General features: G+C 71.5%; 22 protein-coding genes. 10 read left to right on the forward strand and 12 right to left on the reverse strand.

What is annotated here, in order from left to right:
- The first annotated feature begins 11 nt into the window (after positions 1 to 11).
- Positions 12 to 698 (forward strand): response regulator, encoded by a 687-nt coding sequence (locus AC07FK_RS15040; RefSeq protein WP_479105302.1) that lies wholly within the window; start codon positions 12 to 14, stop codon positions 696 to 698.
- 87 nt (positions 699 to 785) lie between these two features.
- Here the strand turns inward: AC07FK_RS15040 and AC07FK_RS15045 are convergent, their stop codons facing one another.
- The 4 genes from AC07FK_RS15045 to AC07FK_RS15060 all read right to left on the reverse strand — a co-directional run bounded on the left by AC07FK_RS15045 (position 786) and on the right by AC07FK_RS15060 (position 4,281).
- On the reverse strand, positions 786 to 1,736 hold the full coding sequence (locus tag AC07FK_RS15045) for a hypothetical protein (protein ID WP_479105303.1): 951 nt from the start codon (positions 1,734 to 1,736) through the stop codon (positions 786 to 788).
- A gap of 85 nt (positions 1,737 to 1,821) precedes the next feature.
- Positions 1,822 to 2,802 (reverse strand): ABC transporter substrate-binding protein, encoded by a 981-nt coding sequence (locus tag AC07FK_RS15050; RefSeq protein WP_479105304.1) that lies wholly within the window; start codon positions 2,800 to 2,802, stop codon positions 1,822 to 1,824.
- A 48-nt stretch (positions 2,803 to 2,850) separates the two neighbouring features.
- A complete protein-coding gene (locus AC07FK_RS15055; RefSeq protein WP_479105305.1) occupies positions 2,851 to 3,528 on the reverse strand; it encodes an ABC transporter permease in 678 nt (225 codons plus the stop codon).
- A gap of 12 nt (positions 3,529 to 3,540) precedes the next feature.
- Positions 3,541 to 4,281, reverse strand: a complete 741-nt coding sequence (locus AC07FK_RS15060; protein WP_479105306.1) for an ABC transporter permease — start codon at positions 4,279 to 4,281, stop codon at positions 3,541 to 3,543.
- 142 nt (positions 4,282 to 4,423) lie between these two features.
- On the opposite strand from AC07FK_RS15060, the gene AC07FK_RS15065 reads away from it, so the two are divergent.
- Positions 4,424 to 5,590, forward strand: a complete 1,167-nt coding sequence (locus AC07FK_RS15065; protein ID WP_479105307.1) for an ABC transporter ATP-binding protein — start codon at positions 4,424 to 4,426, stop codon at positions 5,588 to 5,590.
- On the opposite strand, the gene AC07FK_RS15070 is transcribed toward AC07FK_RS15065, so the two are convergent.
- Entirely contained in the window at positions 5,577 to 6,689 is a 1,113-nt protein-coding gene (locus tag AC07FK_RS15070; protein ID WP_479105308.1) for an alpha/beta hydrolase, read from the reverse strand. The genes AC07FK_RS15065 and AC07FK_RS15070 overlap by 14 nt on opposite strands.
- A 140-nt stretch (positions 6,690 to 6,829) precedes the next feature.
- Here AC07FK_RS15070 and AC07FK_RS15075 point away from each other — a divergent pair, with 140 nt between their 5' ends.
- Complete coding sequence (locus tag AC07FK_RS15075) at positions 6,830 to 8,680, forward strand: phosphatidylglycerol lysyltransferase domain-containing protein (protein WP_479105309.1); 1,851 nt, start codon at positions 6,830 to 6,832, stop codon at positions 8,678 to 8,680.
- A 14-nt stretch (positions 8,681 to 8,694) separates the two neighbouring features.
- Here the strand turns inward: AC07FK_RS15075 and AC07FK_RS15080 are convergent, their stop codons facing one another.
- Positions 8,695 to 9,621 (reverse strand): NADP-dependent oxidoreductase, encoded by a 927-nt coding sequence (locus tag AC07FK_RS15080; protein ID WP_479105310.1) that lies wholly within the window; start codon positions 9,619 to 9,621, stop codon positions 8,695 to 8,697.
- A gap of 126 nt (positions 9,622 to 9,747) precedes the next feature.
- Here AC07FK_RS15080 and AC07FK_RS15085 point away from each other — a divergent pair, with 126 nt between their 5' ends.
- The 6 genes from AC07FK_RS15085 to AC07FK_RS15110 all read left to right on the forward strand — a co-directional run bounded on the left by AC07FK_RS15085 (position 9,748) and on the right by AC07FK_RS15110 (position 13,258).
- Positions 9,748 to 10,200 carry a MarR family winged helix-turn-helix transcriptional regulator gene (locus AC07FK_RS15085; protein WP_479105311.1) on the forward strand — a complete coding sequence of 151 codons (453 nt, stop codon included), beginning with the start codon at positions 9,748 to 9,750 and terminating at the stop codon, positions 10,198 to 10,200.
- A 16-nt stretch (positions 10,201 to 10,216) separates the two neighbouring features.
- On the forward strand, positions 10,217 to 11,086 hold the full coding sequence (folP, locus tag AC07FK_RS15090; RefSeq protein WP_479105312.1) for a dihydropteroate synthase: 870 nt from the start codon (positions 10,217 to 10,219) through the stop codon (positions 11,084 to 11,086).
- A complete protein-coding gene (locus AC07FK_RS15095) occupies positions 11,083 to 11,535 on the forward strand; it encodes a nuclear transport factor 2 family protein (protein WP_453407475.1) in 453 nt (150 codons plus the stop codon). Before folP ends, AC07FK_RS15095 begins: the two co-directional genes overlap by 4 nt.
- A 191-nt stretch (positions 11,536 to 11,726) precedes the next feature.
- A complete protein-coding gene (gene folB, locus AC07FK_RS15100) occupies positions 11,727 to 12,086 on the forward strand; it encodes a dihydroneopterin aldolase (RefSeq protein ID WP_479105313.1) in 360 nt (119 codons plus the stop codon).
- Complete coding sequence (folK, locus tag AC07FK_RS15105) at positions 12,083 to 12,682, forward strand: 2-amino-4-hydroxy-6-hydroxymethyldihydropteridine diphosphokinase (protein ID WP_479105314.1); 600 nt, start codon at positions 12,083 to 12,085, stop codon at positions 12,680 to 12,682. Before folB ends, folK begins: the two co-directional genes overlap by 4 nt.
- A gap of 93 nt (positions 12,683 to 12,775) precedes the next feature.
- Positions 12,776 to 13,258, forward strand: coding sequence for a DUF3180 domain-containing protein (locus AC07FK_RS15110; protein ID WP_479105315.1), 483 nt, complete (start codon positions 12,776 to 12,778; stop codon positions 13,256 to 13,258).
- Between the two features lie 49 nt (positions 13,259 to 13,307).
- On the opposite strand, the gene folE is transcribed toward AC07FK_RS15110, so the two are convergent.
- From folE to dacB, 6 genes are all read right to left on the reverse strand, one after another.
- Positions 13,308 to 13,913: a GTP cyclohydrolase I FolE gene (folE, locus tag AC07FK_RS15115; protein ID WP_479105316.1), complete on the reverse strand. Its 606-nt coding sequence runs from the start codon at positions 13,911 to 13,913 to the stop codon at positions 13,308 to 13,310.
- A gap of 138 nt (positions 13,914 to 14,051) precedes the next feature.
- Positions 14,052 to 16,085 (reverse strand): ATP-dependent zinc metalloprotease FtsH, encoded by a 2,034-nt coding sequence (gene ftsH / locus AC07FK_RS15120; RefSeq protein ID WP_479105317.1) that lies wholly within the window; start codon positions 16,083 to 16,085, stop codon positions 14,052 to 14,054.
- A gap of 171 nt (positions 16,086 to 16,256) precedes the next feature.
- The gene (gene hpt / locus AC07FK_RS15125; RefSeq protein WP_037647340.1) at positions 16,257 to 16,796 is read right to left on the reverse strand and encodes a hypoxanthine phosphoribosyltransferase; all 540 of its coding nucleotides are present in this window, start codon (positions 16,794 to 16,796) and stop codon (positions 16,257 to 16,259) included.
- A 44-nt stretch (positions 16,797 to 16,840) separates the two neighbouring features.
- Positions 16,841 to 17,890, reverse strand: a complete 1,050-nt coding sequence (tilS, locus tag AC07FK_RS15130; protein WP_479105318.1) for a tRNA lysidine(34) synthetase TilS — start codon at positions 17,888 to 17,890, stop codon at positions 16,841 to 16,843.
- 175 nt (positions 17,891 to 18,065) lie between these two features.
- Complete coding sequence (locus AC07FK_RS15135) at positions 18,066 to 19,196, reverse strand: zinc-dependent metalloprotease (RefSeq protein ID WP_479105319.1); 1,131 nt, start codon at positions 19,194 to 19,196, stop codon at positions 18,066 to 18,068.
- A 76-nt stretch (positions 19,197 to 19,272) separates the two neighbouring features.
- On the reverse strand, positions 19,273 to 20,697 hold the full coding sequence (dacB, locus tag AC07FK_RS15140; RefSeq protein ID WP_479105320.1) for a D-alanyl-D-alanine carboxypeptidase/D-alanyl-D-alanine endopeptidase: 1,425 nt from the start codon (positions 20,695 to 20,697) through the stop codon (positions 19,273 to 19,275).
- A 179-nt stretch (positions 20,698 to 20,876) separates the two neighbouring features.
- On the opposite strand from dacB, the gene AC07FK_RS15145 reads away from it, so the two are divergent.
- The gene (locus AC07FK_RS15145; RefSeq protein ID WP_069930540.1) at positions 20,877 to 21,371 is read left to right on the forward strand and encodes an inorganic diphosphatase; all 495 of its coding nucleotides are present in this window, start codon (positions 20,877 to 20,879) and stop codon (positions 21,369 to 21,371) included.
- Position 21,372: the final 1 nt, after the last annotated feature.

Consider the following 21,372-nt stretch of genomic DNA (forward strand, 5'->3'; position numbering starts at 1 on the left):
CACCCCACCCCATGTCCATCCGCGTGATGCTCGTAGACGACCAGGTGCTGCTGCGCACCGGCTTCCGGATGGTCCTGGCGGCCCAGCCGGACATGGAGGTCGTCGCGGAGGCCGGTGACGGGGCGGAGGCGATCGAGGTGCTGCGGTCCACGGCGGTGGACGTCGTCCTGATGGACGTACGCATGCCGCGGCTCGACGGCGTGGAGGCGACGCGGCGCATCTGCGCGGCCCCCGACGCGCCCAAGGTGCTCATCCTGACCACCTTCGACCTGGACGAGTACGCCTTCTCCGGGCTGAAGGCGGGGGCCAGCGGATTCATGCTGAAGGACGTGCCGCCGGGTGAACTGCTGGCCGCCATCCGGTCGGTGCACAGCGGCGACGCGGTCGTGGCGCCGTCCACGACGCGGCGTCTGCTGGACCGGTTCTCCCCGATGCTGCCGAGCACGGGCAAGGAGACGCGGGCCGCCGACACCGCGCTGGCGCGGCTGACGGAGCGCGAGCGCGAGGTGATGCTGCTGGTGGCGCAGGGCCTGTCGAACGGGGAGATCGCGGCGCGGCTGGTGCTGTCGGAAGCCACGGTCAAGACGCACGTCGGCCGCATCCTGACCAAGCTCGGCCTGCGCGACCGGGTCCAGGTGGTGGTGCTGGCGTACGAGTCGGGACTGGTGCGCGCGGGCGGTGGCGGCGCCCTGTCGTAGGCCGCGTCGCCGCCTTTCCCCCGGTCCGCGCGGTCTCGCGGACCGGAGGCCCGTGCCGGCGGTCGCGGACCGGAGGCCCGTGCCGGGTTACGAGATCGCGCTGCGCAGGACGGCCACGTCCAGCTGTTCCGTTTCGTCATGGGCCGTCAGGTCGATGACCTGTCCGGCCGCCCGGCTCCCGACCGGTCCGTCCTGCCCCCGGCGCGCGTCGGCCAGCGCCTCCTCGCCCACCACGTCCGCGAGGTCCTCGTTCTGCACCGCTTCGATCGCCGCGGCGGCCGACTTCTGGTTGCCGAAGAAGTCGAAGCCCCCCTGGGCGCGCGAGGCGCGGCGGCGCTCGGCGGAGTACGGGACGACGGCGGACGACGGGCGGGCGCGTCCCGGGGCGGGCGCGGCGTCGCTACCGGCGGCCGCCTCGTGCTTCCCCTCCGGCTCCGCCACCCCGCGGTCCTGTGCCTCGCGCGCCTGGCGGGACGCCTGCTCCGCCGCGTTGCGCGACAGCTTGTCCAGCGCCATGGACGCGCGCAGGTACGCGGACGGCGTCGGCGAACTTCCGGCGGCCGGCAGCGCCTTCGCCGGAGCGGCGGCCTCGATCGCCAGCAGGCGCCGGCCTTCCAGGGCGCTGGCCCGCTCGGTCTCCGCCGTCGCGTAACGCCGCAGCAGCGCGGCGTGTTCGCCCCGCAGGGCTGCGAGTTCGACCCGCTTGGCGCGCAACCTGGCGTCGAGCCTGGCCCGCAGCTCGCGCGACTCCTCGATGTCCGACTCGAGGTCCGCGATGCGCTCCTCGGTCTTCCACTCGTCGCTCGCGCGGGCCCGCGTCAGCTCCGCCACCCGCCGGCCCGCCGCACGGTCCCAGCCGCGCATGAGGACCGCGCCGGTGACCGCCGCGGCGGCCGCCGCCGCGACCAGACCGCGCAACACCACCGGTTCCGTGAACAACCAGGCGCCGGCGGCGCAGATTATCGACGCGCCGGCGACCGCGGCAGGCGGAAGGATCCTGTGCAGGGGTGGCGAATGGCGGTGGCGTCCACGTGGCATGGCCTGAAATTTACCGTGCGTAGACGGCGGATGGGGCCCCGCCCGGCAAAGTGTTCCCGGGCGGTTACCCAATTCCTCGCAGGGGCTACTTCTTGATCAGCCCCTTCGACTCCAGGTACTCCTTCGCGGCGTCGGCAGGCTTCGCCCGGTCCGCGTCGATCCTGCGGTTCAGCTCGACCAGATCACCGGTCGTCAGCACCTTGGTGAGCTTGCCGAGAGCGTCCGCTATCTCCGGCGTTCCGGCGTCCTTCGCATTGACCACCGGCAGCACGTTGTCGGCGTTCTGCAGCTTCTTGTCGTCCTCCAGGAGTACGAGTCCGAACTCCTTCAGCGTCGCGTCCGTCGTGGTGGTCAGCACGAGCTGGTCGGCCCCGCCCTTCACCGCCTGCTTGGCCTGCGGGGTACCCACGCCCTTGGGGTCGACGCCGGTCACGTCGATCCCGTACTCCTTCTTCAGACCGGGCGCGCAGAAGGGCCGGACCTCGCACTCGTCGCCCGCCGCGATCTTCACCCCGAGCTTGGACTTACCAAGATCGGAAAGCGTCTTCAGGTTGTGCTTTCCGGCGTATTCCCTGCTCACCGCGAAGGCGTTCTGGTCGACCGCCTCACCGGCGGGCAGCACCTTCAGTCCGCGCGGCTTCGCGAGCTTCTCCAGCGCTTCGACGGTGGCGGTCACATCGCTGGACGCGACCGGATTCTTCTCCGGCGCCTTGGGCCCGTTCGTCTTCGCGTTGAGGAATTCCGCAAGCGTAGCGGCGTATTCCGGTACGACGTCGATCTCGCCCTTCTCCAGGGCGGGTTCGTACAGTTCGCGGTTCTCCACCGTCTTGACGGAGGTGGCGTATCCGGCCTCCGACAGGACCTGCGCGTACAGCTCCGCCAGCACCTTCGACTCGGTGAATCCGGCCGAACCGATCACCAGCGACGCCTTCTTCCCGCCGTCACCGGCCTTTTCCGCGCCGCCCTCCTTGCCCTTCTCCAGGCTGTCGCCGCCGCACGCCACCAGCCCGGCGGCCAGTGCGATCACGGCCACCGCCGCACCCGCCGTACGCGAGGTCCCGCTCATGAGGTTCACCATCCAAGACGAAGAAAGAAGGAACAGGGAGAGAAACCGTCAGGCCGTCCGCCGCACGGCGCCGCGCCCGCGCGTCGGATCGAGCAGCCGGTCGGCCGCCACCAGCGCGCCCTCCACGAGCAGCGCCAGCCCGGCGACCAGCAGCGCGCCGGCCACCACCTGCGGTGTGTTGTACGTGTTGAAGCCGGCCGTGATGATCCGGCCGAGGCCGCCCTCGCCCGCCATGGCGGCGAGCGTGGCGGTCGCGACGACCTGGACGGCGGACGACCGCAGCCCGGTCATCACCAGGGGATACGCGAGGGGCAGTTCGACCCGCAGGAACACCTGCCGCCCCGACATGCCCATCCCGCGCGCGGCCTCCACCACCGCCCGGTCCACCTCCCGCATGCCGATGTACGCGTTGGTCAGCAACGGCGGCACGGCGAACAGCACCAGCGCGATGATCGTCGGCAGGTCGCCCTGCTTCCCCAGGGGGGTGAGGGTCAGCAGGACCAGCACCGCGAGGGTGGGGATCGCCCGCCCCACGTTGGAGAGGTTGACCGCGAGCGCGCCGCCCCGCCCGATGTGCCCGAGCCAGAACGCCACGGGCAGCGCGATCAGGCAGGACAGCAGCAGGCACACGCCGCTGAAGTACAGGTGCTCGGCGAGCCGGTTCCAGACGCCGCTCTCGCCCTGCCAGTTGGCGCCCGTCGCCAGCCACGCGAACGCGTCCCCCATCGCTCCCACGGATCAGCCGGCCTTCACGAGTCGGGTGGCACGGACCGGCGCCCGGCCCGCACGGGCGCGCGGCGTACGCGCCCTGGTCCACGGGGTCAGCGCCCGCTGGAGGCCCAGCAGCAGCAGGTCGGCCGCCACCGCCAGCAGCACACAGATCACCGACGCCGTCAGCACCTGCGCCTTGAAGAGGGAGTCGAGGCCGTCCACGATCAGGGTGCCGAGGCCGCCGTACCCCACGATCGCGCCGACCGTCGTCAGCGCGACCGTGGACACCGTGGCGATCCGCACGCCCGCCAGCAGAGCGGGCAGCGCCAGCGGCAGTTCGACCTCCCACAGCAGCCGCACCCGGCCGTACCCCATGCCGAGCGCGGCCTCCCGCGCCTCCGCCGGCACCGCTTCGAGCCCGGCCAGGATGTTGCGCACGAGGACGGTGAGCGAATAGAGGACGAGCCCCGTGACCACGACGGCCGCCGACAGCCCGAACACCGGCAGCAGCAGCGAGAACATCGCCAGCGAGGGGACCGTGTAGAGCACGGTCGTGAGGCCGAGGACCGGCCCCGCGAACCGGGACCGGCGGCCGTCGCGGCCGCGCGCGAGCAGCGCCAGCGGGAAGGCGATCAGGAGTCCGATCACCACGGAAACCAGGGTGATCCAGACATGCTGGACGGTCGCGTCGGTCAACTCCTGGCTGCGGGAGCGGACGTACTCCGCGCAGATCCAGTCGTTCGCCGTCAGACAGCTCCGGCCGCTCATGCCGCCCACCTCCCCCGAGAACCCGAACTCATGTACTCATGCACTCGTTCCGACGACCCTATCCCCGGCCACCGACAGCCGCCGGAATCCGCCACGTTCCCGCAACATGGTCGTGACACCGGACCGGCCACAATGGGGACTCATGATCCGATTCGAGCACGTCACCAAGCGGTACGCCGACGGCACCACCGCCGTCGACGACCTCTCCTTCGAGGTCGCCGAGGGCGAACTGGTCACGCTCGTCGGACCCTCCGGCTGCGGCAAGACCACCACCATGAAGATGGTGAACCGCCTGATCGAGCCCACCGAGGGCCGGATACTCCTCGACGGCGAGGACATCTCCACCATCGACCCCGTCCGGCTCCGCCGCCGTATCGGCTACGTCATCCAGCAGGTCGGCCTCTTCCCGCACAAGACGGTCCTGGACAACACCGCGACCGTTCCCCACCTTCTCGGCGTCAAGCGCGCCAAGGCCCGCGAGCGCGCCGCCGAACTCCTCGACCTGGTGGGCCTCGACCCGTCGGTCCACGGCGACCGCTACCCCGACCAGCTCTCCGGCGGCCAGCGCCAGCGCGTCGGCGTGGCCAGGGCGCTGGCCGCCGATCCGCCCGTACTGCTCATGGACGAACCGTTCGGCGCGGTCGACCCGGTGGTCCGCGAGCACCTGCAGAACGAGTTCCTGCGGCTCCAGTCCCAGGTGCGCAAGACCGTCCTCTTCGTCACCCACGACATCGAGGAGGCCGTCCGGCTGGGCGACCGGATCGCCGTCTACGGGCAGGGCAGGATCGAGCAGTTCGACGCCCCGGCCGCCGTCCTCGGCGCTCCCGCCACCCCGTACGTCGCCGACTTCGTCGGCGCCGACCGGGGCCTGAAGCGGCTCTCCGTCACGCCCGTCGAGCCCGGTGACCTGGAGCAGCCGCCGGTCGTCCACCTCGACGACCCGGTCGGGCGGGCGGCGGCCGAGCTGACCGCCGGGGGCGCCCGCTGGGCCGTCGTGCTCGACGCCTCCGACGACCTGCACGGCTGGATCTCCGCCGAGCAGCTCCGCACGGCCACCGGGACCGTACGGGAGCACGCGCGCCGGATGGAGGCGTGGCTGCCCGTCGGCGCCTCTCTGAAGCAGGCGTTCGCCACGATGCTCCAGCACGACGCCGGCTGGATCGCGGTCGTCGACGAGGAGAGCGCGGGCCGCTTCCTCGGCGTGCTCACGCCCGCCCGGCTCCACGAGGCGCTGCGCCGGTCCATCGACGCCGACGCGCAGGACGTTCCCCGTACCGCCGTCGCGGTGGAGTCGGTCAGCTCGCCCTGAGCCGGTCGCTGATCCACTCCATGGCGGCCGGTATCTCGCGCCGCCAGGTGCCGAAGTTGTGGCCGCCCCTCTCCAGCGTGATCGAGGAGACCCTGGCGGGCGGCCGCACCTTCCCGACGAACTTCCGTGTGTCCTTCAGATTGCCCTCGCCCTCCTCGGAACTGGTCACCAGGAAGGACGTGTTCGACGGCTCGACGTGGTCCAGGCTCCAGAACAGGTCGGCCCGCCTGCGCTCGCCCTCGTCGCCGTGGAAGAGGTCACCGGTCGTCGCGTCCTCGGCGGCCCGGTAGTACGCGGACAGCCCGGCGCCCGCGCCGAACGTCCCGGGGTGGTGGATGGCGAACTTCAGGGCGCAGTAACCGCCGGTGGAGTTGCCGATGACGCCCCAGTTCCGCGCCCTGGTGCCGACCCGGTAGGTCTCCGACACCGCTTTGGGGATGTCCACGGCCAGGAAGGTCTCGGTCTGCGGGCCGTGCGGCACGTCCACGCACTCGGTGTCCCGCGGGGGCGCCACGGTCGGCCGGAGCATGACCAGGATCATCGGCTGCATCCGGCCCGCCTCGGCCTGGTGGTACGCGGTGCGCGGGTAGCGCAGGCCCTTGAGGAGGTTCTCGGGCGTGCCCGGGTACCCGGTGAGCACCAGGGCCGCCGGGAAGGTCTTCCCGGCGTACCGCGGTTTGAAGTACTCGGGCGGCAGGTACACGTACGCCTGGCTGGCTATCCTCGATTTCTCACCGGCTATGACGATCTTCTGGATCTGCCCGCCCACCGTCGGCTTCGTTCCTCCCCGCACGTCCATGCCCTGCTTGTCGACGACGGTGATGTCCCTGGCGGCGGCCGAGTGGTCGACCACCACACCGAGTTCGGTCTCCTGGCCGAAGAGGTCGGTCCATGAGCCGTAGAAGAGGAAGGACTTGTTGGCCGCGAGTCCCAGCGTGGCGAAGAGCAGCAGCTGGGTCACGAGGAGCAGAGCGACACGGCCCAGCACGGAACGCCAGGTGCGGCCGGCGAGCCGGGGCCAGAGCAAGACTGTGGCGAGGAACAGCACCACCGCCAGGGAGGCGGCCAGTGCCAGAACCGTGTTACTCGTGAGGCCCATGATGAGGAGAAAGCTTTCTGCCTGGATATTTCCTTCGGAGCGAGTAAACCCGCTCGCCGGGTGCGCCGTCCTAGAGGGAGCAAATTGTCCGGATGCCTCGGCCCCAGGACAGAAAATATTTCGCGAAGCCACGGGAAGCGATGTCTATCAGGCTAGATGGGGATGAAACCGGAGTGGTTCCCGGTCGGGTTCGGCGGATCCTGCGCGGTCCGCGGCCCGATCGCGTGCCCTCCCTGGTTGGTACGGCCTGCGCCGTCGTGGGCCTCCTCGACATCGCGGCCGGTGTCTTCCCGCGCTTCCGGCAGAGCAGGATGCACGCGGTCGCGGAGGTGCTGCCCGGCGCGGTCGGCCCGTTCGCGGCCGCGCTGGCGATCAGCGCCGGCGTCCTGCTGCTGCTCCTCGCGCACGGCCTCAAGCGCCGCAAGCGGCGCGCCTGGCGGGCGGCCGTGGTGCTGCTGCCCGCCGGAGCCGCGGCGCAGTTCACGTACCGGCCCTCGGTTCTCGGCGTACTGATCTCGCTGACGCTGCTCGCGCTCCTCCTGCGCCACCGGGGCGAGTTCGCGGCCCTGCCCGATCCGCGCAGCCGGTGGATGGCGCTCGCGAACTTCGTGCTCGTCGGCACCGGCTCCCTCGGGCTCGGCCTCGTCATCGTCAGCTCCCACCCGGCGGGGGTCGTCGGTGACCCGAGCGTCGCGGAGCGCCTGGAGCACGTCCTGTACGGGCTCTTCGGCTTCGAGGGCCCCGTCGAGTACGCCGGCCGGGTCTCCTGGACCGTCGGCTACTCGCTCGGCGCGCTGGGCCTGCTCACCGCCGTCACCACCATGTACCTCGCCCTGCGGCCCGAGCACCCGGCGGCCCGCCTCACCCCGGACGACGAGCGGCGGCTGCGCGACCTGCTGGCCCGGCACGGCGGCCGCGACTCCCTCGGCCACTTCGCGCTGCGCCAGGACAAGGCCGTCGTCTTCTCCCCCAGCGGCAAGGCGGCCGTCACCTACCGCGTCGTCTCCGGGGTGATGCTCGCCAGCGGCGACCCGATCGGTGACGTGGAGGCGTGGCCGGGCGCCATCGAGCGCTTCATGGACGAGGCCAAGGCCCACTCCTGGACCCCGGCCGTGATGGGGTGCAGCGAGACGGGCGGCGAGGTCTGGACCCGGGAGACCGGACTCGACGCCCTGGAGATCGGGGACGAAGCGGTGGTGCGCGTGCCGGATTTCTCCCTCGCCGGGCGCGCCATGCGGAACGTGCGCCAGATGGTCAGGCGCATTGAGCGCGCCGGCTACGAGACCCGGGTACGACGCGTCCGCGACCTCGGCGACGCGGAACTCGACCGCATCCGGCGCGCCGCCGCCGACTGGCGCGGCACCGACACCGAGCGCGGCTTCTCCATGGCACTCGGCCGCATCGGGGAGCCCGGCGACGGGGACTGCGTGATCGCGACGGCCCACAAGGCGGGCGGGTCCTACGGCGCGAACTCGCCGTACGGCGACCTGAAGGCCGTACTCCACTTCGTCCCGTGGGGCACGGACGGGCTGTCCCTCGACCTGATGCGCCGCGACCGCTCGGCCGACCCCGGCATGAACGAGCTGCTCATCGTCGCCGCCCTCCAGGCGGCTCCCCGGCTCGGCGTCGCGCGCGTGTCGCTGAACTTCGCGATGTTCCGCTCGGCGCTCGCGCGCGGCGAGAGGATCGGCGCGGGGCCGGTGCTGCGCGGGTGGCGCGGCCTGCTGGTGTTCCTCTCCCGCTGGTTCCAGATCGAGTCGCTGTACCGGTTCAACGCCAAGTTCCGGCCCGAGTGGGAGCCGCGCTTCGTCGTCTTCCGGGCCGCCCGCGACCTGCCGCGCATCGGGTTCGCCGCGATGCAGGCGGAGGGCTTCGTCACGCTGGCCCTGCCCCGCCCGTTCGCCCGGCGCGCCCCGGCCGCCCGGCGGCGGCCGTGCGCCCACCTCGAACAGCTGCGGGTGCGCCGCGAGGCCGAGCAGCCGGCCGCCTGACTCCCACCACCGGGTCAGCCGACGCTGACGGCGATCTTGCCGCGCGTGTGGCCCTCCATGCTCAGCCGCTGGGCCTCGGCGGCCTGCTCCAGCGGGAAGACGGCGGCGACCTCCACGCTCAGCGCGCCGCGTTCGGCCAGCTCGGCGAGTGCCGTCAGGTCGGCCGCGTCGGGACGCACGAAGACGTACGAGCCGCCGAGCGCCAGGACCGCGCCGTCCGCGATCGACGCGAGCCGGCCGCCGGGCGCGAGCAGCTCCGGCGAGACCTTGAGCGCGTCGCCGCCGACGAGGTCGAGCACGGCGTCGACGCCTCCGGGCGCGAGCGCCCGCACGCGGCCGGCCAGCCCCTCGCCGTACGTCACCGGCTCGGCCCCCAGGGACCGCAGGAAGTCGTGGTTGCGCTCGCTCGCCGTGCCGATGACGCGGACCCCGAGGGCGCGCGCGATCTGCACCGCGAGGGCGCCCACACCGCCGGCCGCCGCGTGCACCAGCAGCGTGTCGCCCTCGCCGGCCTTCAGGTGGCGGGTGAGCGCCTGGTACGCGGTGAGGCCGGCCAGCGGCAGCCCCGCCGCCTCCTCGAAGGTGAGGCCGGCGGGCTTGCGGGCCAGGGTGCGGACGGGGGCGGCGACGTACTCGGCGAAGGTGCCGCGGGAGACGAAGTCCTCCCGTACGTACCCCATGACCTCGTCGCCCGGCGCGAACTCGGTCACGCCGACGCCCGCCTGCTCCACGACGCCGGCGACGTCCCAGCCCGGTACGACGGGGAAGACGGCGTCGAGCGCGGAGTCGAGGTACCCGGCCTGGATCTTCCAGTCGACCGGGTTGACCGAGGCGGCCCTGACGCGGACCAGCACGGAGTCGGGACCGAGCTTGGGGGCCGGCACCTCGGTGTACTCGAGGACCTCGGGGCCGCCGTACGTGCGGTAGACGATCGCCTTCATGGGGACACTCCTGAGAAGCTTGGGGACGAATGGCACTATCGGGACTGCTTGAGCATCTCAAGCAACAAGAAAGACCGTAGACCTAAAACTTTGAGATAGTCAAGCTTCACGGGGTAGGCTGGTGCCATGCCAGAGACGATCAGGACGATCCCCACGAAGGCCCAGCTCATGGAGCGGCTCGCCGCCTCCTTCAGCGGCTACTACGGCGACTTCTCGCTCGCCGCCGCCGACGCGGGCCTCAGCGCCAGCCAGGCCAAGACCCTCGGCGTGCTGCGCACCGCCCCCGCCTCGATGCGCGCCCTCGCGACGACCCTGGCCTGTGACGCCTCCAACATCACCGGCATCGTCGACCGGCTGGAGAAGCGCGATCTCGTACGCCGCGAGGTCAGCCCGACCGACCGCCGCGTCAAGAACGTCGTGCTCACCACCGCCGGGGAGGAGACCGTCGACGCCATCCGGGCCCGCATGCAGACCACCCACGCCGCCCTCGACGCCCTCGACGACACCGATCGGGCCGTCCTCTACGACCTCCTCGGCCGCGTCTTCTGTGGTGCGCGCGGTCCCCGCACCACCGGCTGACGCCTACGCTGGACGCATGAGTACGTTGCGCGAGCGTGGCCGGGTCGAGGGTCTGCCGGAGTGGGACCGCTGTGCGGTGATGGGGGTCGTCAATGTGACGCCCGACTCCTTCTCCGACGGCGGGCGCTGGTTCGACACGACCGCGGCGGTCAAGCGGGGCCTCGACCTCGTGGCCCAGGGCGCCGACCTGATCGACGTCGGCGGCGAGTCCACCCGCCCCGGAGCCTCGCGCGTCGACTCCGACGAGGAGCTGAAGCGGGTGATCCCCGTGGTCCGCGGCCTCGCGTCCGAGGGAGTCACCGTCTCCGTGGACACCATGCGCGCCGCCGTCGCCGAGCAGGCGGTCGCGGCCGGCGCGGTCCTGGTCAACGACGTCAGCGGCGGCCTCGCCGACCCCGCCATGATCCCGGCCGTCGCGGCGGCCGGAGCACCCTTCGTCGTCATGCACTGGCGCGGCTTCAGCGGGCAGATGAACAGCCGCGCGGTCTACGCCGACGTGGTCGGCGAGGTCGTGACGGAACTGCGCGCCCGGATGGACGCCGTCGTCGCGGGCGGCATCGCCCCCGAGCGCATCGTCATCGACCCCGGCCTCGGCTTCGCGAAGCAGGCCGCGCACGACCTTGCCCTGGTGGCCCGTCTCACCGAGCTGCGCGCCCTCGGCCGGCCCCTGCTGGTCGCCGCCTCGCGCAAGAGGTTCCTCGGCCACGTCCTCGCGGCCGACGCCGGCGAGGGCGCGACCCCGCCGCCCGCCCGCGAGCGCGACGCCGCCACGGCCGCCGTCTCCGCCATAGCCGCCCACGAGGGCGCCTGGGCGGTGCGCGTCCACGAGGTACGGGCGACGGCCGACGCCGTACGGGTCGCGCGGGCCGTAGAAGGAGCCCTGTGAGCCGCGCGCGGACGGACGTCGAGCAGGTCGAGCTGGCCAACACGGCGTTCTACGAGGCCGTGGAGCGCGGCGACTTCGAAGAGCTGTCGGTGCTCTGGCTGGAGGACGAGATCTCCTGCGTGCACCCGGGGTGGCCGGTGCTGTCTGGGCGGGGCGAGGTGCTGCGTTCGTACGCCCTGATCATGGCGAACACCGAGTACATCCAGTTCTTCCTCACCGACGTGAAGGTGACCGTCCTGGGCGACACCGCCCTGGTGGTCTGCACCGAGAACACGCTGAGCGGCGGGCCGGCCGAGGAGGCCGGTGAACTCGGTCCGCTGGTGGGCCAGCTGATCGTGGCCACGAATGTGTTCCGTCGCACGGACGACGGCTGGAAACTGTGGTCGCACCACGGGTCCCCCGTTCTGACCGAAAACGGTGAAGAAGAGGACGACGAGACACCCGCTTGAGTGGGTAGGGGCCTGTGGACGGTTGGCGTCCGGAGCTGTTGGGTAGGGGCGGCTACCAGCCCCAAGGCGTCTTGTCCATAGCCCCCGTGGGCGTCCGGTGTCAGTGCTCGCAGGTAGATTCGGGTGAGGGTGACGTGCCGACCGCACTCGGCGGGCGCCCTCGTTCTCTACAGACAGCAGGAGTGATTCGCGTGGATCGTGTCGCGCTGCGCGGCCTCAAGGCCCGTGGGCACCACGGCGTGTTCCCCCGGGAGCGCGAAGAAGGCCAGACCTTCATCGTGGACCTGGTTCTCGGCCTCGACACCCGCCCCGCGGCGGCCGACGACGACCTGGCGAAGACCGTGCACTACGGCGTCGTGGCGGAAGAGGTCGTGGACGTCGTACAGGGCGAGCCGGTCGACCTCATCGAGACGCTCGCCGAGCGGATCGCCGAGCAGTGCCTCAAGCACGCCGGGGTGAAGGAGGTGGAGGTCTGCGTCCACAAGCCCGACGCGCCGATCACCGTCCCCTTCGACGACGTGACCATCACCATCACCCGGAGCCGAGTATGAACCGCCCACAGAGCGACCCGACCGTGCAGCCGGTGCCCGCCTCCGTGGTGGAACAGGTGGACGCCGCGGACAGCACGCTGTCCAACCCCAAATGGGCCGTGATCTCCCTCGGCTCGAACCTGGGCAACCGGATGGAGACCCTCCAGGGCGCGATCGACGCCCTGGAGGACACTCCCGGGCTGCGGGTCAAGGCGGTCTCTCCGGTGTACGAGACGGAGCCCTGGGGGGTCGACCCCGGCTCCCAGCCGTCGTACTTCAACGCGGTCGTCGTCATCAGGACCACCCTCCCGCCGGCCTCGCTGCTGGAGCGCGGCCAGGCCATCGAGGAGGCGTTCGACCGGGTCCGCGAGGAGCGCTGGGGCCCGCGCACGATCGACGTCGACATCGTGGCGTACGCCGATGTCGTGTCCGAGGACCCGCTCCTCACCCTCCCGCACCCCCGCGCCCACGAGCGCGCCTTCGTCCTGGCCCCGTGGCACGACGTGGACCCCGAGGCGCAGCTGCCCGGCCGCGGCCCCGTCTCGGACCTGCTGACCGGCGTCGGCGCCACGGGCGTACTCGTCCGCCCCGACCTGGAACTCCGACTGCCCGAGTAGTCGTTAGGCTGACGGCCGGCACCGGCCGGACGAATCGACCGGTTGGACGATCATGACCGGCTGTGACATGAACCGACGTGAGGGGCGCTCTCGGTGAAGCAACTTCGGCTCGGGGTACTGGCCGGCCTCTTCGCCGTGGCGGGCGTCCTCTCGTGGGGCGGCGCCCGGCTCTGGGACACTTTCGGCAGCCTGCCCAGCGTGCCGCTGGCGGCGCCGGTCGTGCTGGCCGTGATCGCCGTCGTACTCCTGGCGACCGCCCTCTCCATCCGCTCCCGGCTGCGCGCCCAGCGCGAGCGCCGCCCGGGCGCGAAGGGCGTGGAGCCCCTGATGGCGGCCCGAGCGGTGGTTTTCGGCCAGGCGAGCGCGCTCGTCGCGTCACTGGTCTGCGGGATGTACGGCGGCGTGGGCGTCCACCTGCTGATGAACAGCCTGGACGTACCGGCCCGCCGCGACCAGGCCGTCTACGCGGGCCTTGCCGTGCTGGCGGGCGCGGGCGTCGTCGCGGCGGCGTTCTTCCTGGAGCGGGTGTGCAAGCTCCCGGACGACGAGGACAACGGCGCGGCTCCGACCGTCTGAGCCGGTCCCGGCCGTCCGGCCCCCCGTGCGGCACCTCTGCCGCGCGGGATCAGCGAGCCATGATCAGGCTCATCGCCTCGTTGCGGGTGGCCGAGTCGCGCAGCTGCCCCCGCACCGCCGACGTGATGGTCTTGGCGCCCGGCTTGCGGATGCCGCGCATCGACATGCACATGTGCTCGCACTCGATGACCACGATGACACCGCGCGGCTCCAGGATGTCCATCAGGGAGTCGGCTACCTGCGTGGTGAGCCGCTCCTGCACCTGCGGCCGGCGGGCGTAGACGTCGACCAGCCGCGCCAGCTTGGACAGGCCGGTGATCTTGCCGGTGGTGGCCGGGATGTAGCCGACGTGGGCGACCCCACGGAACGGGACCAGGTGGTGCTCACAGGTACTGAAGACCTCGATGTCCTTGACCAGGATCATCTCGTCGTGACCGAGGTCGAACGTCGTCGTCAGCACGTCTTCGGGCTCTTGCCACAGCCCGGCGAATATTTCCCTGTAGGCCCGGGCCACGCGCCCCGGCGTCGCCCGGAGCCCCTCGCGGTCCGGGTCCTCCCCGATGGCGAGGAGGAGCTCGCGCACGGCGTTCTCGGCCCGCTTCTCGTCGAACTCGCCGATGGAGCCCTCGCCGTCCAACGTCACCGGGTCGGTCATCTGTGCCTCGTTCCTTGTGCTTCACATGCCGCAAACGGGCGGCCGTACGAAAACGGCGCGCCGAAAAACGCCGCGTCCCCCAGGCTAAACCTGGGGGACGCGGCGTTCATTCCGGGCCCCGTGAGGAGCCGGAAACGATCAGCTTTCGGGGCGCTCCTCGGGGACCGCCTCGGTGGCCGGGGTGTCCACAGGGCCTGCCGTCACCGCGGGAGTCACACCGTTGGCCGTGGCGCCATTGGTGAGGGAGAGCTCCTTCGGGGAGAGCACCGGCGGCCGCGTGGACGGCATACGGCGGGAAGAACCGGTCCACGCGGGGCGGGCCGGACGCTTCACGATCGGGCTGAAGATCTCGGCGATCTCCTCCTTGTTCAGCGTCTCCTTCTCCAGGAGGGCCAGAACCAGGTTGTCGAGAACGTCGCGGTTCTCGACGAGGATCTCCCACGCCTCGTTGTGCGCGGTCTCGATGAGCTTCTTGACCTCTTCGTCGACGAGCGCGGCGACCTCTTCCGAGTAGTCGCGCTGGTGACCCATGTCACGGCCGAGGAACGGCTCGGAGCCGTCCTGGCCGAACTTGATCGCGCCGAGGCGCTCGGTCATGCCGTACTGCGTGACCATCGCGCGGGCCGTGGCGGTGGCCTTCTCGATGTCGTTCGAGGCGCCCGTGGTCGGGTCGTGGAACACCAGTTCCTCGGCCGCACGGCCGCCCATCATGTAGGCGAGCTGGTCCAGCATCTCGTTGCGCGTGGTCGAGTACTTGTCCTCGTCCGGGAGCACCATCGTGTAACCGAGGGCGCGCCCGCGGGACAGGATGGTGACCTTGTGCACCGGGTCGCTGTTCGGAGAAGCCGCCGCGACCAGGGCGTGTCCGCCCTCGTGGTACGCGGTGATCTTCTTCTCCTTCTCGCTCATGATCCGGGTCCGCTTCTGCGGTCCGGCCACGACGCGGTCGATCGCCTCGTCCAAGGAGTGGTTGTCGACCAGCTTCTTGTCCGTACGGGCGGTCAGCAGCGCGGCCTCGTTCAGCACGTTCGCCAGGTCGGCGCCGGTGAAGCCGGGGGTACGGCGGGCGACGGCCCGCAGGTCGACCTCCGGCGTGACCGGCTTGCCCTTGGCGTGCACCTTGAGGATCTCGAGGCGGCCCATCAGGTCCGGACGGTCGACCGCGATCTGCCGGTCGAAGCGGCCCGGGCGCAGCAGCGCCGGGTCCAGGATGTCCGGCCGGTTGGTGGCGGCGATCAGGATGACGCCGCCCTTCACGTCGAAGCCGTCCATCTCGACGAGCAGCTGGTTGAGCGTCTGCTCGCGCTCGTCGTGACCGCCGCCCATGCCGGCGCCGCGGTGCCGGCCGACGGCGTCGATCTCGTCGACGAAGACGATCGCCGGAGCGTTCGCCTTGGCCTGCTCGAAGAGGTCGCGCACCCGGGAGGCGCCGACGCCGACGAACATCTCGACGAAGTCGGAACCGGAGATCGAGTAGAACGGGACGCCGGCCTCACCGGCGACGGCACGCGCGAGCAGCGTCTTGCCGGTGCCGGGCGGGCCGTACAGCAGCACACCCTTGGGGATCTTGGCGCCGACGGCCTGGAACTTCGCCGGCTCCTGGAGGAACTCCTTGATCTCGTGGAGCTCCTCGACCGCCTCGTCGGCGCCCGCCACGTCGGCGAACGTCGTCTTGGGGGTGTCCTTGGTGATGAGCTTGGCCTTGGACTTCCCGAACTGCATGACCCGGGAGCCGCCGCCCTGCATCTGATTCATCAGGAACAGGAAGACGACCACGATCAGGACGAAGGGGAGCAGGGAAAGCAGGATCCCGACGAACGGGTTCTGCTTGGAGGGGGAGACCGTGTAGCCCTTGTCGATGTCCCCGCTGTCGAACTTCGACTGCAGCTTGTTGGCGAGCGCGACGCCCTGGTCGCCGATGTAGCTCGCCTGGATCTTGCTGCTGTCCTTGACCTTCTGGCCGTTCTTCAGCTCGACCTTGATGACCTGTTCGTCACCGGTCGTCAGCTTGGCCTGCTTGACCTGGTTCTTGTCGATCGCCTGGACGACCTCGGCAGTGTCCACCGTCTTGTAGCCGCCGGACGAGCCGACAACCTGCATCAACACGACCACGGCGAGGACGGCCAGCACGATCCACATGACCGGCCCACGGAAGTATCGCTTCACGTCCATCCATACGGGGCGGTAGTCGCCCCGTCCCTCCTGCCCGTAGGTAAATGCTGCTGTTTAAAAAGACTGTTCTTCGGACGGTACCCCAGCATTGTCACCCGCGACTGCCGGGGACGGCTGACGAACCTGCCTTCCCCTGCTCCAACGGCGGGGCAAGGGTGGAGGTTCCCGTTCTCAGCCGCCGTAGACGTGCGGGGCCAGTGTGCCGACGAAAGGCAGGTTCCGGTACTTCTCGGCGTAGTCGAGGCCGTACCCGACGACGAACTCGTTCGGAATGTCGAAGCCGACCCACTTCACGTCGAGCTGGACCTTCGCCGCCTCGGGCTTGCGCAGCAGCGTGCAGACGTTCAGGGAAGCCGGCTCACGCGAGCCGAGGTTCGACAGCAGCCAGGAGAGCGTCAGACCCGAGTCGATGATGTCCTCGACGATCAGGACGTGCTTGCCCTTGATGTCGGTGTCGAGGTCCTTGAGGATGCGGACCACGCCGGAGGACTGGGTGCCCGCGCCGTACGACGAGACCGCCATCCAGTCCATCGTGACGGGGGTGGAGAGCGCGCGCGCCAGGTCCGCCATCACCATGACGGCGCCCTTCAGGACGCCCACGATGAGCAGGTCCTTGCCCGCGTACTCCGCATCGATCTTCGCGGCCAGCTCGGCCAGCTTCGCGTCGATTTCTTCCTTGGTGATGAGCACCGACTTGAGGTCGGTGCCCATGTCCTTCTCGTCCACCGGGGTCACTTTCGTAGTGCTTCAGCGCATCAGCCCTGCCGGATGACCAGTCTGCCACCCTGCCGCTGCGCCTCCACCCGGCCGGGGAGGTTGATGACCCCCTGCCCGCGCCAGCCGGTGATCAGCCGGTCGACCTCTTCGAGGTGCCGTGCGAAGAGCGATCCGGGCGGTGAGCCCGCGGAGATGGCCGCCCGGCGCAGGACACGGCGTCGTACCGCCGGGGGCAGGGCGTAGAGCTTCACGCACTCCAGCTGGCCGGACGCGTCCCGTACGGACGCGTCCGCCTCGGCGGCCCAGTCGTCCAGGGCGTCGGCGTCGTCGCGGGAGAGCTGCGCCGTCCGGGCGAGGGCCTCGACGACCCCTTTGCCCAGCGCCTTCTCCAGGGCGGGCAGGCCGTCGTGGCGCAGGCGCGAGCGGGTGTAGGCCGGGTCGGTGTTGTGCGGGTCGTCCCAGACGGGCAGCGACTGCACCATGCAGGCCTTGCGAGCGGTCTGGCGGTCGATCTGGAGGAAGGGCCTGCGGTAGCGGCCCGCGCCGGTCACGGCGGCCATGCCGGACAGCGAGCGGATGCCGGAGCCGCGGGCGAGGCCGAGCAGGACCGTCTCCGCCTGGTCGTCGCGCGTGTGGCCGAGCAGGACGGTGGCGGCGCCGTGGCGCTCCGCGGCGGCGTCCAGGGCGGCGTAGCGGGCGTCGCGGGCGGCCGCTTCGGGGCCGCCTTCGCGGCCGACGGTCACCGCGACGGCCTCCACGGGGTCGAGGCGCAGCGCGGTGAGGCGGGCCACGACCTCGGCGGCCCGCAGGTCGGAGCCGGCCTGGAGGCCGTGGTCGACGGTGACGCCGCCGGCCCGGACGCCGAGCTTGGGCGCCTCGAAGGCGAGGGCGGAGGCGAGCGCCATGGAGTCGGCGCCGCCCGAGCAGGCGACCAGCACGAGCGGCGCGGGCGGCTCGTGCGCAGCCGCGCCCGGCGCGGTGCCCGCGCTGGTGCCCGCCGTGATGCGCGGGGTGATGTCGTTCAGTACGTCGTGGAGTACGCGGCGGACCGCCAGGCGTATCGCTGCGACCGCAGGATGGGGACCCATGTCCGGTGCCCTTCGGTGAAGTTGGGGGTGCCTCGGGAGGAGAAGCCAGTCACTCAGAGTGCGTCGATGGTGACAGAGACGGGCCATTCCCCGAGCATTGCACGCCTACCCAGCGCTCACGGTCCCTCGGATGGGTGATTGGTGGGGCGTACTCCTGCCGTCGGCCGCACCCGGCCTACGGCTCTGCCCTACGGTGCACCCGCGCGACCCAGTCCGCCGGTTTGGCGATCTCCGTCTTCGTCGGAAGCGTGTTCGGGGAGGTCCAGACCCGGTTGAAGCCGTCCATTCCGACCTCCTCCACCACGGCCCGCACGAACCGCTCGCCGTCACGGTACTGCCGGAGTTTGGCGTCCAGGCCGAGCAGTTTGCGCAGGGCCAGGTCCAGGCGCCCGGCGCCTTGGGCCCTGCGCTGCTGGAACTTCTCGCGGATCTCGGCGACGGAGGGCACCACGTCGGGTCCGACCCCGTCCATCACGAAGTCGGCGTGCCCTTCGAGCAGCGACATGACCGCGGTCAGCCGTCCCAGGATCTCGCGCTGCGCGGGGGTCTGGACGATCTCGACGAGGCTGCGCCCGCCGCCCTCGCCGGCCTCGCCCTCGGGGCGGCCGCCGGCCAGCGACTGGGCCGCCTCGCGCAGGCGCTCCAGGACGGTCATCGGGTCGACCTCGGTCTCGGCGAGGAACGACTGGATCTCGCCCTCCAGGTGGTCGCGCAGCCAGGGCACGGCCGTGAACTGCGTGCGGTGCGTCTCCTCGTGCAGGCACACCCAGAGCCGGAAGTCGTGCGGGTTCGCCTCCAGCTCCCGCTCGACGTGGACGATGTTCGGGGCGACGAGCAGGAGACGGCCGCCGCCGGAGCCGGAGGGCAGCTCGCGGGAGGGCGGGGCGAACGTCTCGTACTGCCCGAGGACGCGGGAGGCGAGGAAGGACAGCAGCATGCCCACCTCGACGCCGGTGACCTTGCCGCCGACCGTGCCGAGCACGGCGCCGCCGGGGCCGGAGCCCCTGCGTTCCTGCATCTTGCCGAGGAGCGGGCGCAGGACCTCGCGGAATCCGGCGACGTTCGCCCTGATCCAGCCGGCCCGGTCGACGACCAGGACCGGGGTGTCCTGTGGCTCGTGCCCTTCGGGCATCATCCGCGTGAAGCCGCGGACGTGCTCCTCCGAGGCCTTGGCATGCCGGCGCAGCTCGGCGACGACGGCGCGCGCCTCGTCCCGGCTCACGTCCGGACCGGGCCTCACCAGTCGGGTCGCGGTCGCCACCGCGAGGTTCCAGTCGACCATCTCCGCACCACCGATGCTCGTCATGCGTCAACCGTACGTTGTCGACCCGGCCCGCGGTGAGGTCTTGTGCGCCACCCGTACCCCTGATCTTCCTCGGGGTTCAGCTGCGGCCCGGTCGTCCGCCGGACGGTTCGCAGCCGCAGTTGGCGATCGCGGAGGCCAGCCGGTCGAGGGACGACTGGGCGGCGGCGGGGACCGCAGCGCCGGAGGTGAGGAAGGCGAAGGAGAGGAGCCGGCCGTCCGCGTCGACGACGGTTCCGGCCAGCGTGTTCACGCCGCGCAGGGTGCCGGTCTTGGCGCGGACCATGCCCGTGCCGGCGGAGTCCTCGGCGTACCGGCTCTTCAGGGTGCCGCTGAAGCCGGCCACCGGCAGGCCGGTCAGCACGGGCCGCAGCTCGGGGTGGGCCGGGTCGGCGGCGCGGGCGAGGAGGCCGGACAGCAGGGCGGCGGACATGCGGTCGTCGCGGTCGAGACCGCTGCCGTCGGCGAAGCGGGCGCCGGACACCGGCAGCCCGAGCTTCTTCAGCCGGGCCGCGACCGCCTTGCCCGCGCCTTGGAAACTGGCCGGTTCGCCCGAGGCGAGGGCCGTCTGGCGGGCGAGCGCCTCGGCGATGTCGTTGTCGCTGTGGGTCAGGGTGCGCTCGACGAGGGCGGACAACGGCGCGGAGAGGACCCGGGCGACCGGTTCGGCCCGGTCGGGGCCCTGGCCCGGCGCGGGGTCGCCCTTCCCCTTGACGCCGCGCTCGCGCAGCATGGCGGCGAAAGCGCGGGCGGCGTCGCCCGCCGGGTCCGTGCTGCGCGGAGCGGTGCCGCTGCGGGAACCGTCGAGGCGGCCCTCCTCGATCATCAGCGGGGTGACGGGGCTGATGTTCTCGTTGGGGCCGATGGGATGCAGTTCGGGTCCCGCGTACAGGGTGTCGTCGTAACTGAGCTCCGTCTCGGCCACGCCGCGGTCCCGCAGCGCCCGCGCGGTGTCGTCGGCCAGGGAGGCCAGGCCGTCCCGGTCCAGCGTCGGGTCGCCGCCGCCGACGAGGACGATCTTCCTGCCGTCGGGGGACGCCGAGACGGTGGTCGCGATGCGGTGGTCGGGGCCGAGGGCGGCGAGGGCGGCGGCCGCGGTCGCGATCTTGATCGTGGAGGCCGGAACCATCCCGTCCGCGTCCCCCTTCCCGTACACCTGCTCGCCGGTGGCGGTGTCTATCACGGACGCGGTGCGCGCCGAGCCGAGCGCGGGGTCGCGCAGCAGCGGGTCGAGGGTGTCCGCCAGGCCGCTGCCGGCGGGCGGCGGTACGGGCTCGCCGAGTGCGGCCAGGACGCCGGGCGCGCTGGGGGCCGGCGCGGGGGCGTCGGGCGCCGCGGGCTGGTGATGTGCGCCACCCATGGGGCTCTGGGAGGCGGCCCACGCCCGCTCGGCCTTACGCTGACCCGAGTCCCAGGGGCCTGCCGCGGCCACCGCCCCGGCGGAGAGGGCGAGACCGGCGACAGCCGCGATCGCCGCGAGCTGCCACGTTTTGCGCTCCGGCACCTCGGACCAGCCCCTTTCGCGATCACACACCTGCGTGAGGGACACTTAACCACTGCGTGTTGCCGGGAGCATGACGCCCCGGCTCGTCCGGCCTACCGAACCGGCCGACGGTCCGGGGGTCGCCCCCCGGAAGGACGCAGCGCCATCCGGAGTTTGTGCTGATCATGGAGGAACCACCCGTGGAGTTCGACGTCACCATCGAGATTCCGAAGGGTTCGCGGAACAAGTACGAGGTGGACCACGAGACCGGCCGGATCCGCCTGGACCGTCGACTCTTCACTTCCACGAGCTACCCGGCGGACTACGGCTTCGTCGAGAACACCCTCGGCGAGGACGGCGACCCGCTGGACGCGCTCGTACTGCTCGACGAGCCCACCTTCCCCGGCTGCGTCATCAAGTGCCGCGCGATCGGCATGTTCCGGATGACGGACGAGGCCGGCGGCGACGACAAGCTGCTGTGCGTCCCGGCGTCGGATCCGCGGGTGGAGCACCTGCGCGACATCCACCACGTGTCGGAGTTCGACCGCCTGGAGATCCAGCACTTCTTCGAGGTCTACAAGGACCTGGAGCCCGGCAAGTCCGTAGAGGGCGCCGACTGGGTCGGCCGCACCGAGGCCGAGGCCGAGGTCGAGGCCTCGTACAAGCGCCTCCAGGCGCAGGGCGGCAGCCACTGAC

The sequence above is a fragment of the Streptomyces sp. NPDC046122 genome (assembly GCF_056429965.1).

What these genes read in the sequence shown, in the direction of transcription:
- AC07FK_RS15060 (WP_479105306.1), bottom strand. Translation starts at nt 4,281, where the DNA reads ATGAGCGGCCGGAGCTGTCTGACGGCGAACGACTGGATCTGCGCGGAG.
- AC07FK_RS15075 (WP_479105309.1), top strand. Translation starts at nt 6,830, where the DNA reads ATGTCTATCAGGCTAGATGGGGATGAAACCGGAGTGGTTCCCGGTCGG.
- ftsH (WP_479105317.1), bottom strand. Translation starts at nt 16,085, where the DNA reads ATGGACGTGAAGCGATACTTCCGTGGGCCGGTCATGTGGATCGTGCTG.
- AC07FK_RS15050 (WP_479105304.1), bottom strand. Translation starts at nt 2,802, where the DNA reads ATGAGCGGGACCTCGCGTACGGCGGGTGCGGCGGTGGCCGTGATCGCA.
- AC07FK_RS15080 (WP_479105310.1), bottom strand. Translation starts at nt 9,621, where the DNA reads ATGAAGGCGATCGTCTACCGCACGTACGGCGGCCCCGAGGTCCTCGAG.
- folK (WP_479105314.1), top strand. Translation starts at nt 12,083, where the DNA reads ATGAACCGCCCACAGAGCGACCCGACCGTGCAGCCGGTGCCCGCCTCC.
- hpt (WP_037647340.1), bottom strand. Translation starts at nt 16,796, where the DNA reads ATGGGCACCGACCTCAAGTCGGTGCTCATCACCAAGGAAGAAATCGAC.
- AC07FK_RS15040 (WP_479105302.1), top strand. Translation starts at nt 12, where the DNA reads ATGTCCATCCGCGTGATGCTCGTAGACGACCAGGTGCTGCTGCGCACC.
- AC07FK_RS15070 (WP_479105308.1), bottom strand. Translation starts at nt 6,689, where the DNA reads ATGGGCCTCACGAGTAACACGGTTCTGGCACTGGCCGCCTCCCTGGCG.
- folE (WP_479105316.1), bottom strand. Translation starts at nt 13,913, where the DNA reads ATGACCGACCCGGTGACGTTGGACGGCGAGGGCTCCATCGGCGAGTTC.
- tilS (WP_479105318.1), bottom strand. Translation starts at nt 17,890, where the DNA reads ATGGGTCCCCATCCTGCGGTCGCAGCGATACGCCTGGCGGTCCGCCGC.
- AC07FK_RS15135 (WP_479105319.1), bottom strand. Translation starts at nt 19,196, where the DNA reads ATGACGAGCATCGGTGGTGCGGAGATGGTCGACTGGAACCTCGCGGTG.
- AC07FK_RS15055 (WP_479105305.1), bottom strand. Translation starts at nt 3,528, where the DNA reads ATGGGGGACGCGTTCGCGTGGCTGGCGACGGGCGCCAACTGGCAGGGC.
- AC07FK_RS15065 (WP_479105307.1), top strand. Translation starts at nt 4,424, where the DNA reads ATGATCCGATTCGAGCACGTCACCAAGCGGTACGCCGACGGCACCACC.
- folP (WP_479105312.1), top strand. Translation starts at nt 10,217, where the DNA reads ATGAGTACGTTGCGCGAGCGTGGCCGGGTCGAGGGTCTGCCGGAGTGG.
- AC07FK_RS15085 (WP_479105311.1), top strand. Translation starts at nt 9,748, where the DNA reads ATGCCAGAGACGATCAGGACGATCCCCACGAAGGCCCAGCTCATGGAG.
- AC07FK_RS15045 (WP_479105303.1), bottom strand. Translation starts at nt 1,736, where the DNA reads ATGCCACGTGGACGCCACCGCCATTCGCCACCCCTGCACAGGATCCTT.